The 12,869-nt window shown below is 70.9% G+C and carries 10 protein-coding genes; 4 read left to right on the plus strand and 6 right to left on the minus strand.

Annotated features, from left to right (window positions below; translation table 11 throughout):
* Positions 1-2 precede the first annotated feature (2 nt).
* Genes AC5JJ1_RS06290 through AC5JJ1_RS06310 form a run of 5 tightly spaced genes read right to left on the minus strand, consistent with a single transcriptional unit; the run spans position 3 to position 6,318 of the window.
* The gene (locus AC5JJ1_RS06290) at positions 3-1,295 is read right to left on the minus strand and encodes an ArgE/DapE family deacylase (protein ID WP_495784252.1); all 1,293 of its coding nucleotides are present in this window, start codon (positions 1,293-1,295) and stop codon (positions 3-5) included.
* 10 nt (positions 1,296-1,305) lie between these two features.
* Complete coding sequence (locus AC5JJ1_RS06295) at positions 1,306-2,904, minus strand: ABC transporter ATP-binding protein (RefSeq protein WP_495784253.1); 1,599 nt, start codon at positions 2,902-2,904, stop codon at positions 1,306-1,308.
* Entirely contained in the window at positions 2,901-3,746 is an 846-nt protein-coding gene (locus AC5JJ1_RS06300) for an ABC transporter permease (RefSeq protein WP_495784254.1), read from the minus strand. The genes AC5JJ1_RS06295 and AC5JJ1_RS06300 overlap by 4 nt, the downstream gene beginning before the upstream one ends.
* The gene (locus AC5JJ1_RS06305) at positions 3,743-4,729 is read right to left on the minus strand and encodes an ABC transporter permease (RefSeq protein WP_495784255.1); all 987 of its coding nucleotides are present in this window, start codon (positions 4,727-4,729) and stop codon (positions 3,743-3,745) included. Before AC5JJ1_RS06305 ends, AC5JJ1_RS06300 begins: the two co-directional genes overlap by 4 nt.
* Positions 4,729-6,318 (minus strand): ABC transporter substrate-binding protein, encoded by a 1,590-nt coding sequence (locus AC5JJ1_RS06310; protein WP_495784256.1) that lies wholly within the window; start codon positions 6,316-6,318, stop codon positions 4,729-4,731. The genes AC5JJ1_RS06305 and AC5JJ1_RS06310 overlap by 1 nt, the downstream gene beginning before the upstream one ends.
* Positions 6,319-6,403: 85 nt before the next feature.
* On the opposite strand from AC5JJ1_RS06310, the gene AC5JJ1_RS06315 reads away from it, so the two are divergent.
* Genes AC5JJ1_RS06315 through ggt form a run of 4 tightly spaced genes read left to right on the plus strand, consistent with a single transcriptional unit; the run spans position 6,404 to position 11,676 of the window.
* Positions 6,404-7,429, plus strand: a complete 1,026-nt coding sequence (locus AC5JJ1_RS06315; RefSeq protein ID WP_495784257.1) for a histone deacetylase family protein — start codon at positions 6,404-6,406, stop codon at positions 7,427-7,429.
* Positions 7,429-8,409 (plus strand): dipeptidase, encoded by a 981-nt coding sequence (locus AC5JJ1_RS06320; RefSeq protein WP_495784258.1) that lies wholly within the window; start codon positions 7,429-7,431, stop codon positions 8,407-8,409. The genes AC5JJ1_RS06315 and AC5JJ1_RS06320 overlap by 1 nt, the downstream gene beginning before the upstream one ends.
* Positions 8,410-8,442: 33 nt before the next feature.
* Positions 8,443-9,975, plus strand: a complete 1,533-nt coding sequence (locus AC5JJ1_RS06325) for a YifB family Mg chelatase-like AAA ATPase (RefSeq protein ID WP_495784259.1) — start codon at positions 8,443-8,445, stop codon at positions 9,973-9,975.
* A gap of 30 nt (positions 9,976-10,005) precedes the next feature.
* On the plus strand, positions 10,006-11,676 hold the full coding sequence (gene ggt, locus AC5JJ1_RS06330; protein WP_495784260.1) for a gamma-glutamyltransferase: 1,671 nt from the start codon (positions 10,006-10,008) through the stop codon (positions 11,674-11,676).
* Here ggt and AC5JJ1_RS06335 read toward each other — a convergent pair whose 3' ends face one another.
* Positions 11,677-12,807 carry a UDP-galactopyranose/dTDP-fucopyranose mutase family protein gene (locus tag AC5JJ1_RS06335; protein WP_495784261.1) on the minus strand — a complete coding sequence of 377 codons (1,131 nt, stop codon included), beginning with the start codon at positions 12,805-12,807 and terminating at the stop codon, positions 11,677-11,679.
* Positions 12,808-12,869 lie beyond the last annotated feature (62 nt).

Consider the following 12,869-nt stretch of genomic DNA (forward strand, 5'->3'; position numbering starts at 1 on the left):
GTTCAGGCCTTCTCGACGCCGCACCACTCGGCCATGGCGAGCGCGATGGTGCGGGTGATGCCGTGCATGCTCTCCAGCCCGACATTCTCGTCGATGCCGTGGATATCGACCGCATCCGGGCCGAAGCAGGCAACCGGCGTGTCCTGGTAGAGGGTGAAGAAGCGGCCGTCCGTCAGCCCCGTCGCCGGATAGTCGCGGAGGCTCCCGCCCGTGACCTCGGCATAGGAGCGGCGGGCGAGCCGCACGATCTCTGCGTCGGTGTCGAAGACGCAGGGGTCTGCCATGAAGCCCTTGAACTCGAGCTTCACCACCGCGCCGCGCAGCCGCTCATGCCCCTTCGCCTGCTCCACCAGCCGCTCGATATCGGCCCGCGTCTGCGCCGCCGTGTAGCCCATCATCACCCCGACGCGGAGGCCGATGCGGCAGCGGGTGGCGACGGAGGAATTCCACTCCCCGCCCTCGATGGTGCCGAGATTAACGTTCACGGGATGGTTCACGCCGCGGAAGGCGGGATGGATGCGGGAGCCGTCATTCATCTCCCGCTCATAGTCCTTGAAGGCGCCGGCGATGATGGTCGCCGCCTCGATCGCGTTCACCCCGGCCTGCATATCGCGCACATGCGCCGGTCGGCCGGAGACCGTCACCCAGGCCCAGACCACGCCGACCTCGGCCGTGTAGAGCGCATCGAGCCCCGGCCCAGGCTCCGGGATGATGACGGCATCGGTCTTCGGCATGGCGAGCATGGCAGCGAGCGCGCCATTGCCGCTGCACTCCTCCTCGATCACCGACTGCATCTGCACCTCGGCCGCGGGCTGCAGCCCGGCGAGGCGCATCGCCTGGAAGGCCGTCACATAGGAGACGATGCCCGCCTTCATGTCCCCCGCGCCGCGGCCATACATTCGCCCGCCGCGGATGTCGGGCTCGTAGGGCGGTGTCGCCCACATATCCGCCGCGCCCTCCGGCACCACGTCGACATGTCCCTGCAAGGTGAGGCTCTGCCCCCGCCGCTCCCGCGGCCGATGGAGCGCCACCACATTGTCCCGCCCCTCATAGGAGATGAGCGGCGGCGAGAAGCCGGGATGCGAGGCCAGCTCCGCCGGCACGGTCGGGACCCGCCGCGGCGGGAGGCCGAGCCCCTCATAGATCCGCGCCATCTCGTTGAGCGCCGACTGCTCGTTGCCAAGGGTCGAGGGGCACCGCACCAGGCGCTTCAGCGTCTCGACGCTCTCCCCGCGCAGCGCATCGACGGCATCGAGGATGGCGCGGCGCGCGCCGGGATCGAGGCTCTGGCTCATGGCATTCCCCCTATAATTCCGGCGGAGTCCAGCCTCTTCCCGGGATGCTGTCCAGTAGCTGACGCGTATAGGCATGCTGCGGCCGGGCGAAGACCTCCGCCGTCTGCCCCTGCTCCACGATCGCCCCGCGCTGCATCACCGCGACGCGATCGCAGATCTGCGCCGCCACCCGGAGATCATGGGTGATGAAGAGCATGGTCAGCCCCAGCCGCGCCCGGATCTCCGCCAGCAGCGCCAGCACCTGCGCCTGGACCGAGACGTCGAGGGCCGAGACCGGCTCGTCCGCGATCAGCAGCTCCGGCTCCATGGCCAGGGCGCGGGCGATGCCGATCCGCTGGCGCTGCCCGCCGCTGAACTCGTGCGGATAGCGGTCCATCGCCCCGGCATCGAGCTGGACCAGCCGCAGCAGCTCCCGCGCCCGCTCGAGCGCCTTGGCCCGCGGCTCCCCATGGGTGACCGGCCCTTCCGCGATGGTCTCGCCCACGGTCCGGCGCGGGTTGAGCGAGGCATAGGGGTCCTGGAACACCATCTGGATGCGCCGGCGATAGGGCTTCCACCCCGCGCGCGAGAGCGGCCGTAGATCGGTGCCGTGATAGGCGATGGTCCCCCGCTCCGGCTCCACCAGGCGGACGACGCAGCGGGCCAGCGTCGACTTGCCGCTGCCGCTCTCCCCGACGAGGCCGAGCGTCTCCCCCTGACGCAAGCTGATATCCGCATCGTGGACCGCCCGCACCACCGCCCGCGCGCCGAAGAGCCCGCCGCGGCGATAGGTCTTCTCCACGCCCCGCAGCTCCAGCACCGGCGCCGTGGCAATCGCCGCCCGCGCCTCAGCCGCGCCATGCGGCACGGCGGCGATCAGCGCCTGGGTATAGGGGTGCTGCGGCCGGTTCAGCACCTCGGCCGCCGGCCCCTGCTCCACGATCCGCCCGCGCTGCATGACGGCGACCCGGTCGGCGATCTCCGCCACCACGCCGAAATCATGGGTGATGAAGAGCACGCCCATGCCCCGCCTCGACTGGATCTCGCGGATCAACCGCAGGATCTGCATCTGGGTCGTGACATCGAGCGCCGTGGTCGGCTCGTCGGCGATCAGCAGCGCCGGCTCCAGCGCCAGCGCCATGGCGACCATCACCCGCTGCCGCTGTCCGCCCGACAAGCGAAAAGGATGGCTGCGTGCGATGGCGGCCGGGTCGGGCAGGTTGACGGCCGCCAGCAGCTCCGGCACGCGCCGCGCCGCATCGGCGCCGCTCCCGTGCACGCGCAGGACCTCGCCGATCTGGTCGCCGACGCGCATCAGCGGGTTGAGCGCCGTCATCGGCTCCTGGAAGATCATGGCCAGCCGCTCGCCGCGCAGCCGCCGCATCGCCTCCGGCCGGAGCGCCAGCAGGTCCTGCCCCTCGAAGCTGATGGCGCCGCCCCGCACCGGCAGACCCTTCGGCAGCAGCCCCATCACCGCATTGGCGCTGATCGACTTGCCAGAGCCGCTCTCGCCGACGACGCAGAGGATCTCTTCTGAATCGACGTGGAAGGAAACGTCCTCCACCGCATGCGGCCGGTCGCCGCCCGGCGGCAGGGCGACGGTCAGCCCTTCGACCCTGAGCAGGCTCATGCCGCCCCTCCCCGCTGGCGGGCGAGACGGGGATTGAGCGCATCCGACAGCCCCTCACCCACCAGGTTCAGCGCCAGCACGGTGAGGAAGATGGCGACCCCGGGAAACACGCTCATCCACCAGGCGAGGCGAATGACGCTGCGGCCGGAGCCGATGAGGAAGCCCCAGGTCATCAGGTTCGGATCGCCGAGGCCGAGGAAACTGAGCGCACTCTCCAGCAGGATCGCCGAAGCGACCATCAGCGAGGACAGCACGACGATGGGCGAGAGCGCATTCGGCAGGATGTCGGTCAGCACGATCGAGAGGCGCGACTTGCCCAGCACCTCCGCCGCCTGGACGAATTCCCGCCCGCGCAGCGACAGGAACTCGGCGCGCACCACCCGCGCCACCGGCGGCCAGGAGACGATGGCGATGGCCCCGACCACGGAAGTGATCGTCGGCGTGAAGATCGCCACCAGCAGGATGGCGAGGACGAAGCTCGGGATGGTCTGGAAGAATTCGGTGAAGCGCATCACCGCATCGTCCACGATCCCGCCCAGGTAGCCCGCCACCGCCCCGAGCGTGACGCCGACGAGCAGCGCCGCGACGGTCGAGACCCCGCCCACCAATAGCGAGACGCGCGCCCCATGCGCGATGCCCGCCGCCACGTCGCGCCCCAGGCTGTCCGTGCCGAGCAGCATGCCCATCTCGCCCGGTGGCGCGAAGGGTGCGCCCGCCATGTCCCAGGGGCTGCCGGGGAAGAGCCAGGGCGCCGTCGCGGCCACCAGCACGACCAGCAGCAGGATGACGAGGCCGACCACCGCGCCCTTGTTGCGCCGGAAGCGGCGCCAGAAATCCCTCAACCCGCAACCTCCACCCTGGGATCGATGACGGCGTAGAGCAGGTCGGTCAGCAGGTTGAACAGCACGACCATGACGCTGGTACAGAAGAAGACGCCGAGCAGCACGGGATAATCCCGCGCCAGCAATGCCTCGAAGGCGAGCCGCCCGATGCCCGGCCAAGCGAAAACCGTCTCCACCAGGATCGAGCCGCCGAGCAGCTGCCCCGCCTGGATGCCGGCGAAGGTGATCACCGGCAGCAGCGCATTGCGCAGCACATGTGCCCGCAGGATGCGCCCTTCCGGCACGCCCTTGGCCCGCGCCGTCTTGACAAAATCCTGGTCCGCGACCTCGAGCATCGTCGCCCGCGTCAGCCGCGCATACACGGCGAGGTAGAACAGCCCGAGGGTTAGCGCCGGCAGCAGCAGGTGCTGTGCCACGTCCCACACGACCTCCAGCCCCTGCATCTCGACCCCGACGCTCGACATGCCGAAGCTCGGCAGCCATTCCAGCCAGACCGAGAAGACCAGCACCAGCATCAGCCCGACCCAGAAGAGCGGCGTCGCATAGAAGGTGAGTGCGATGACGGTGATGACGCTGTCCGCCCAGCGCCCCACCCGCTGCGCCGCCAGCGCCCCGAGCGTGACGCCCGCCGCGAGCGCGAAGGCGAAGGCCGCGCCCGTCAGCAGCAGCGTTGCCGGCAGCCGCTCCAGCACCAGCTGCGCCACCGGCGCCTGCTGCCGGTGCGAGAAGCCGAGATCGAGCGACAGCACGCTCTTGAGGTAGATCCAGAGCTGCACGTAGAGCGGCTGATCCAGCCCGAACTGTTTGCGAAGCTGTTCGAGGAACACCGCATCCGCCGCCCCCGATTGCCCGGCGATGACGCTCGCCGGATCGCCCGGCGCCGCATGCACCAGCAGGAAATTGCAGACGACGATCGCCAGAACGACGACCGCCGCCTTCACTCCCCGCCGGAGCAGGAAGCCGGGCAGCTTCGAGGCCTCCATCAGGCGGTCAGGAAGACGTCGTCGAAGCTGGCATGCACGCCGAGGCCGGTGGTGACGGCATTGCGCACCTTCTTGTCGGTGATGGTCGGGAAGGCCATCTCCATCAGCCAGATCTGCGGCACTTCCTCGCAGAGGATCTTCTGCACCGCGCTGAAGGCCGCCTGCCGGTCCTTCGGGTCAGCCGCGTTCCGTGCCGCGGCGAAGAGCTCGTCCACCTTCGGGTTCGCATAGCCGCCAGTATTGGTGAAGGTCACCTTCTGGATGTTGGTGGAGACATAGGTGCGCTCCACCCCGAGCGTCGGGTCGCCGAACTGGTAGACGAAGTTGATCGTCGTCTCATACTCCCAGGCGCCGACCCGCCGCGCCCAGCTGCCGGCATCCGTACTCTCCAGCTCCAGCGCGATGCCGACCTGACGCAGCGACTGCTTCAGGTACTCGGCCAGACGCGACCAGACTTCCCCGTATGGCAAGGTCAGGTGCTTCAGCGTGAAGCGCACGCCTTGGGCATTCGGCCTCAGCCCCGCCGCATCCAGCAGCGCGGCGGCCGCCTTCACGTCATGCCCGGCGATCTTCGCGCTCGGGTCGAAGAAGCGCGTGGTGGAGGCGATCGGGCCGGTCGCCGGCTTGCCGACGCCGAACCAGAGCCGCTGCGTGAGGAAATTCCGGTCGATCGCCATGCTGATCGCCTGCCGCACCCGCGCATCGTCGAGCGGCTTCACCCGGTGGTTCAGCTCGATCCAGGAGACCGGCGAGAAATACTCCCAGCCCTTGATCGAGACATCGAGATTGGGCCGCGAGCGCAGCGCCGGCACGTCGAAGGGCTCGACGTCGCTGCCCTGGGTCAGCAGCACCTGCCCGGTCTCGAGCGCCAGCCGCCGGCTCTGGCTGTCGGGGACGATGCGGTAGATGATCGCGTCCAGATAGGGCTGCCCCGGCTTCCAGTACTCTGCGAAGCGCTCCAGCCGGATGAAATTGCCCCGCTGCCACTCGGCCAGGCGGAAGGGCCCGGTGCCGACCGCCCGCTGCACCGCCGGCGCCGTGCGGTAGTCCTGCCCGTCGAACAGGTGCTTCGGCACGATAGCGCAGGCGCTGTTGTCGAACATCAGCAGGAAGGGCTGGAAGGGCTGCTTGAGGGTGATCCGCACCGTCAGCGGGTCCGGCGCCTCGGCGCGGTCGATCAGGGCGAAGATCGCGCGCGCCCGCGGCGAGACCTCAAAGTGGAATTTGGTGATGGAGAAGATGACGTCCTCGGCCGTCATCGGCTGGCCGTCATGGAATTTGACGCCCTCCTGCAGCCTGAAGACGTACTCCTTGCCATCCGGGCTGATGGTCCAGCTCTTGGCCAGCACCGGGAGCGGCTCCAGCGTCGGGCTGAAGGTGAGCAGGCCCTGGAAGATCTTGCCGGCCGCAACCAGGGTCGGCCCCTGGTTGTTGACGCCGATCTGCAGCACCGGCGGCTCCGGCGTGAGGACCGAAGTCAGCGTCCCGCCGCGGCGCGGCGCTACGCCCTGGGCCAGGGCGTCCTGCACCCGCATGAGTGCAGGCGCGGCGGCGGTCGCGGCAAGCAGGCCGCGGCGCGATACGGTCATTATGATCTCCCAGGATGAATTATGGATATGCTAACGGCCCGTTCGGCGCATGGACAAGGGCGTATCCGCTGCTAGCCTCGCCCGCATGCGCGCTTTCTCCCATCCCGACCAGCTGCGGCACAGCCCGCGCTTCTTCCTCCAGCGCGGTCAGCTCCGGCCGAATTTCGAGGTGCCGGCTCGGGTGGAGGCGTTGCTCGCCGCCCTCGGCCGCCTCGGCCTGTCGCCGGAGACGGCCGGCGCGCCCGCCCGCGCCGCGCTCGAGGCCGTCCACGCGCCCGACTACCTCGGCTTCCTCGAGACCGCCCATGCCGCCTGGCAGCGCCTGCCGAATCCGGGCGAGGAGGTGGTCGGCAACACCCATGCGACGGGCGATGCGCTCGCCAATGGCGGCCGCCGCCCAGACGGCATCGTCGGCCAAGCCGGATGGTATACCGCCGACACCTCCTGCCCAATCGGCGCCGGGACCTGGGAAGCCTGCCTCGCCGCCGCCGGCGTCGCCCTCGCCGCGGCCGCGCAGGCAGCGGCCGGCCGACAGGCCTATGGCCTCTGCCGCCCGCCCGGCCACCACGCCTACCGCGCCCGCGCCGGCGGCCATTGCTACCTGAACAACGCCGCCATCGCCGCGGTCGCCTTGCGCCAGGCCGGGGCGAAGCGCGTTGCCGTGCTCGACATCGACAGCCACCACGGCAACGGCACCCAGGGCATCTTCTGGGAGGACGGTGCGGTGCTGACCGTCTCCGTCCATGGCGACCCGTCGAGCTACTACCCCTACTTCACCGGCTATGCGGAGGAGACCGGCCCCGCCGGCACCAACCGCAACCTCCCCCTCCCCGCCGGCACCGGCGATGCCGGTTGGCTCGAGGCCATCGCCACCGGCATCGAAGCAGCGCGCGGCTTCGGCGCCGAGGCGCTGATCGTCTCCCTCGGCTTCGACCCGAGCGAGCACGAGCCCCTCGGCCTGCTGAAGGTGACGGCGGACGGCTTCGCCCGCGCCGGCGGCGCCATCGCCGGCCTCGGCCTGCCGTCCGCCATCATCCAGGAGGGCGGCTACAACGTCGACGTCATGGGCAGTTTGCTGGAGCGCTTCCTCACCGGCTGGGGTGCCGCCTGATGCTGACCCTCGATACCCATGTCGACATCCGCTGGCCCGACCCGCCGGACCCGCTGGCCGAAGGCCCGATGCGCGTCGACTTCCCGAAGATGCAGCGCGGCGGGTTGAACGCCGCGATCTTCATCGCCTATGTCGGCCAGGGTCGGCGCGACGAGGCCGGCCACGCCGCCGCCGCGGAGCGCGCCGAGGCGATGCTGCGCCGCATCCAGGCCCGCGCGGACGGCACCGCGCACCGCTTCTGCACGACGCCCGACGAGCTGGAGGCCTGCCACGCCGCCGGCGCGCTCGGGGTGCTCTCGGCGGTGGAGAACGGCTACGCCATGGGCCACGACCTCTCGGCCCCCGCCCGCTGGCGCGCGCTCGGCGCCTGCTACCTGACGCTGACCCATGACGGCCACAACGATCTCTCCGACAGCGCCCGCCCGCAGCAGCGCCTCGGCGATGCGCCCGTCGAGCATGGCGGCCTTTCCCCGCTCGGCCGCCAGGCCATCGCCGCGCTGAACACCGCCGGGCTGCTGGTCGACGTCTCGCATGTGGCGAAGAGCGGCATGCTGCAGGCGGCGGAGCTGTCCCGCTCCCCCATCGTCGCCACCCACACCGCCTGCCGCGCCCTGCACGACCACCCGCGCGGGATCGATGACGAGCAGCTCGACGCGCTGAAGGCGGTCGGCGGCCTCGTCCAGATCACCGCCGTCCCCGCCTTCCTGCGCCCGACGCCGGAGGGCCAGCGCAACCCAGGCAGCGTCGAGGACATGGCCGAGCATGTCGACCATGCGGTCCGCCGCATCGGCATTGAGCATGTCGGCCTCTCTTCCGATTTCGACGGCGGCGGCGGGGTCGAGGGCTGGCAGAACGCCGCCGAGACGCCGGGCCTCACCGCCGCCCTCGTCCGCCGCGGCTATGGCGAGCGGGAGCTCGGGCTGCTCTGGTCCGGCAACTTCCTGCGCCTCTGGCGCCAGGCCCTCGCCATCGCCGATTGATCTACATACGAAATAATATAGTCTTGCGGGCGCATGACCATCGCCCGCATCGCCACCTTCGCCTTCTCCGGCATCGACGCCGTCCCGGTGGAGGTCGAGGTGCAGCCTGCGCCCGGCATCCCCGCCTTCCTGGTCGTCGGTCTCCCCGACAAGGCCGTGGCCGAGAGCCGCGAGCGGGTCCGCGCCACGCTGACCGGTCTCGGGCTCTCCCTGCCGCCGAAGCGGGTGCTGGTGAACCTGGCGCCGGCCGACATCGTCAAGGAGGGCTCGCATTTCGACCTGCCGATCGCCCTCGGCGTGCTGGCGGCGATGGATCTGCTGCCCCGCGACCGGATGGCCGGCTACGCCGCCCTCGGCGAGCTCTCGCTCGATGGCACCATCCGCCCCGTCGCCGGTGTGCTGCCGGCCGCCCTCGGTGCCTCCGCCCGCGACCTCGGCCTGATCTGCCCGGCGAGCCAGGGCGGCGAGGCCGCCTGGGCCGGCCGGATCGAGGTGCTGGCGGCGCCAGACCTGCTGTCCCTGATGAACCATTTCCGCGGCACCCAGCGCCTGCCACCGCCGCCACCGCCACCCGTCCAGCCCGTGCAGGAACGCGGCCCCTGCCTCTCCGAGGTGAAGGGACAAGAGAGCGCCAAGCGCGCCCTCGAGATCGCCGCGGCTGGCGGCCACAATTTGCTAATGGTCGGCCCTCCCGGCGCCGGCAAGTCGATGCTGGCAGCCCGCCTCCCCGGCCTGTTGCCCGACCTCTCGCCCGCCGAGGCGCTGGAGGTGAGCCTCGTCCACTCCATCGCCGGCCTGCTGCGCGGCGGGCAGCTGGTGGTGCGCCCGCCCTTCCGCGAGCCCCACCACTCGGCCAGCCCGGCGGCGCTGATCGGCGGCGGCGGCCGCGCCAGGCCGGGCGAGATCAGCCTCGCCCATCACGGCGTGCTCTTCCTCGACGAATGGCCTGAATTCCCGCGTGCCGCCCTGGAGGCCCTCCGCCAGCCGATGGAGACCGGCCGCACCACCATCAGCCGCGCCAATGCGCATGTGACCTATCCCGCGCGCTTCCAATGCATCGCGGCGATGAATCCCTGCCGCTGCGGCTATCTCGGCGATGCGCCCCGCGAATGCGGCCGCGCGCCCCGCTGCGGCGACGACTACCGCATGCGCCTCTCCGGCCCGCTGCTCGACCGCATGGACCTCGCCATCGAGGTGCAGCCCGTCCCTGCCAGCGAGCTCGCCCATGCCGCACCGGGCGAGACCAGCGCCGCCGTCGCTGCCCGCATCGCCGCAGCCCGCGAGCGGCAGCGCGACCGCTACGGCCTGGACGGCCCCCGCTGCAACGCCGCCGCCGAGGGCGCCGTGTTGGAGCGCAGCCTCGCCGCCGAGCCCCCCGCGCGCCTGCTCGCCGAAGAGGCCGCCGACCGCCTCCGCCTCTCCGCCCGCGGCTATACGCGGATGCTGCGGGTCGCCCGCACCATTGCCGACCTTGCGGGATGCGAAACCGTGTTGCGGGCCCATGTTGCGGAAGCGCTGGCTTTCCGCCATCGCGCTCCGGTTCCCGCCGCCGCCCCCGGCGGGTAGGTTCTGGACACAGCCCAGCCCAGGAGCATCATGGCCCGACTCGTCCTCCTGCTCCTCTGTCTTGCCCTCCCTGCCCAGGCCCAACGGCAGATGGTCGTCGCCGCCCATCCCATGGCGGCAGAGGCCGGCCTTGCCATGTTGCGCGCCGGCGGCACGGCGGTGGACGCAGCCGTCGCCACCCAGGCCATGCTCGCCCTGGTCGAGCCGCAGGCCTCCGGCCTCGGCGGCGGTGCGCTGATGCTGCATTGGGATGCCGCCACCCGCCGCCTCGCTGCCTGGGACGGGCGCGAGACCGCCCCTGCCGCAGCTCCGCCCACCCTCTTCCTCCGCGACGGCCAGCCCATGGGCTTCCACGAGGCGGCGGTCGGCGGCCGCGCCGTCGGCGTGCCCGGCGCCATCCGCATGCTGGAGGCCGTCCACAAGCGCCAGGGCCGGCTGCCATGGGCCCAGCTCTTCGCCCCCACCATCGCCGCGGCCGAGACGGGCTTCACCATCACCCCTCGCCTCGCCGCCCAGATCGCCGCCGATGCCGAGCGCCTGCGCCGAGACCCGGCGGCCCGCGCCTATTTCCTGCCCGGCGACAAGCCCCTCGCCGAAGGCGCCCGCCTCCGCAACCCGGCCCTGGCCGCCACCCTCCGCGCCATCGCCGAGCAGGGCGCCGATGCCCTGCACCGCGGCCCCATCGCCGCCGAGATCGCCGCCGCCGTCCGCGGCCATGCCAATCCCGGCCTGCTGACCACCGACGACCTCGCCGGCTATGCGTCGGTCGAGCGACGGCCCGTCTGCGGCCCCTATCGCGGCTTCACCGTCTGCTCCATGCCGCCGCCGAGCTCGGGCGGCGTCGCCGTGCTGCAGATCCTCGCCCTGCTCGGCCATCAGGACATGCAGCTCGACCCGCGCGGCCTCGACGCCGCGCATCTCCTCGGCGAGGCCGGGCGCATCGCCTTCGCCGACCGAAACCGGTATCTCGCCGATGCCGACCACGTCCCGGTCCCTGTCCGCGGCCTGCTCGACCCGACCTACCTCGCCATCCGCGCCCAGCTGATCGACCGCGACCGGGCGGTTGCCACGCCACGCCCCGGCAACCCGCCCTGGCAGGGCGGCGCGCCGCTCGCCTCCCAGCCGCCGCAGCCGGAGCATGGCACCAGCCACATCTCGGTCGTCGATGCCGCCGGCAATGCCGTCGCGCTGACCACCACCATCGAGGATGTCTTCGGCGCCCGGGTGATGGTCCGCGGCTTCCTGCTGAACAACGAGCTGACCGACTTCTCCTTCCTGCCGGAGATCGACGGCCGCCCCGTCGCGAACCGCGTCGGCCCGGCCAAGCGCCCCCGCTCCTCCATGGCGCCTAGCATCGTCTTCGGCGCCGACGGCCAGCCCGTCGCGGTGGTGGGCTCCGCCGGCGGCTCCCGCATCATCGGCCATGTCGCGCAAACGCTGGTGGCGATGCTCGACTGGGGGATGGAGCCACAGGCCGCCGTCTCCCTCCCCCGCGTCGGCGCGCTGAACGCAACGCTGGAGCTGGAGGCCGGCACCGGTGCCGCCGCCCTCGCCCCGGGGCTCGAGGCGCGCGGCTTCCCGGTCGATGTGCGGGTGATGAACTCCGGCCTCACCGCCATCCGCATCCTGCGCGAGGCGGATGGGGTGCGCCTTCAGGGCGGCGCCGATCCCAGGCGGGATGGCGCCGCCGCGGCGGAGTAGCTACTTCCGTGCCTCGATCCACTTGTCGACATGCATCAGCGACTGGTTGATGACCTGGTGCATGTCGAGATACTGGTAGGTCCCGCAGCGCCCGATGAAGCTGCACTCGCCAACCCGCTCGGCCAGCGCCTTGTACTTCTCGTACACCGCCTGGTAGCGCCCGTCGCTGGTCTTCACCGGGTAGTAGCGCTCCATGGCGTTGTCGCGGTAGTCGCAGGGCTCCTCCTGCGTCAGCACCTTCCGGCCCGTCTGCCGCACCAGATGGTCGGGGATGCGCGACCAATCGGTCTCGCGCGTCCGCGGCCCGGCATCGGTGAAGTTGATCGTCGTCGCGCTGCCGGCCGCGAAGTCTGCCGGCACCTCCCGATGATGGAAGCGGATGGAGCGGTAGGGCAGCGGCCCGTACTCGTAGCCGAAATACTCGTCGATCGGCATGCTGTTGAAGCATTGGTCGAACTCGCCGAGCATCGCCTTGTCGAATTCCCGCCCCGTCTCCACCCGGATCAGCGGATGCTCGAGGATGCGCTCGAAGGCCGCCGTGTAGCCGCCGCGGAACATGAACTGGTACTGGTCGTTGGGGAAATACCTGTCCTCGTCGTCGAAGCGGATGGGGATGCGCTTCACCACCGAGGCATCGAGCTCCTCAAGGTCCATCTCCCACATCTTCTTCGTATAGGGCCGGAAGAAGAGGTTGGTGAGGTCCGGCCCGATTTGCGATAGCAGGTGCTCCGCCGCATTGGCCGGCGCCTCGATCGGCACGGCGAGGCTGCGGAGGAACTCCTGCGCCGCCTCGGCCGTCGGCAGGTCGACCTTGAAGAGCCCCTCCAGCGTCCGCCGGTTGATCGGCATCGGCACGCAGCGGCCGTCCGACAGCAGCGCCTCCACCCGATGCTCGTAGGGGACGAATTCGGTGAAGCGGCTCAGCCAGTCCACCACCGTCTTGTTGTTGGTATGGAACAGGTGCGGCCCGTAGCGATGGATACGGATGCCATTCGGTCCGACCTCGTCATAGGCGTTGCCCGCGATATGCGGCCGCCGGTCGATGACCTGGCAGCGGTAACCGGCCTCGGCGAGTTGCCGCGCGAAGACCGCGCCGGCAAACCCCGCGCCGACGATGAGGATGGACTGCAACTGGGGGCTCCTTCCGCAGGCTTGCGGCCCCGGTCGGGGCGAACGCTAGCGGAAACAGCCCG

This window comes from Belnapia sp., assembly GCF_059504005.1.

Coding starts and splice junctions, on each gene's coding strand:
- AC5JJ1_RS06325 (WP_495784259.1), top strand. CDS start 8,443: ATGACCATCGCCCGCATCGCCACCTTCGCCTTCTCCGGCATCGACGCC.
- AC5JJ1_RS06320 (WP_495784258.1), top strand. CDS start 7,429: ATGCTGACCCTCGATACCCATGTCGACATCCGCTGGCCCGACCCGCCG.
- AC5JJ1_RS06305 (WP_495784255.1), bottom strand. CDS start 4,729: ATGGAGGCCTCGAAGCTGCCCGGCTTCCTGCTCCGGCGGGGAGTGAAG.
- AC5JJ1_RS06315 (WP_495784257.1), top strand. CDS start 6,404: ATGCGCGCTTTCTCCCATCCCGACCAGCTGCGGCACAGCCCGCGCTTC.
- AC5JJ1_RS06310 (WP_495784256.1), bottom strand. CDS start 6,318: ATGACCGTATCGCGCCGCGGCCTGCTTGCCGCGACCGCCGCCGCGCCT.
- ggt (WP_495784260.1), top strand. CDS start 10,006: ATGGCCCGACTCGTCCTCCTGCTCCTCTGTCTTGCCCTCCCTGCCCAG.
- AC5JJ1_RS06295 (WP_495784253.1), bottom strand. CDS start 2,904: ATGAGCCTGCTCAGGGTCGAAGGGCTGACCGTCGCCCTGCCGCCGGGC.
- AC5JJ1_RS06290 (WP_495784252.1), bottom strand. CDS start 1,295: ATGAGCCAGAGCCTCGATCCCGGCGCGCGCCGCGCCATCCTCGATGCC.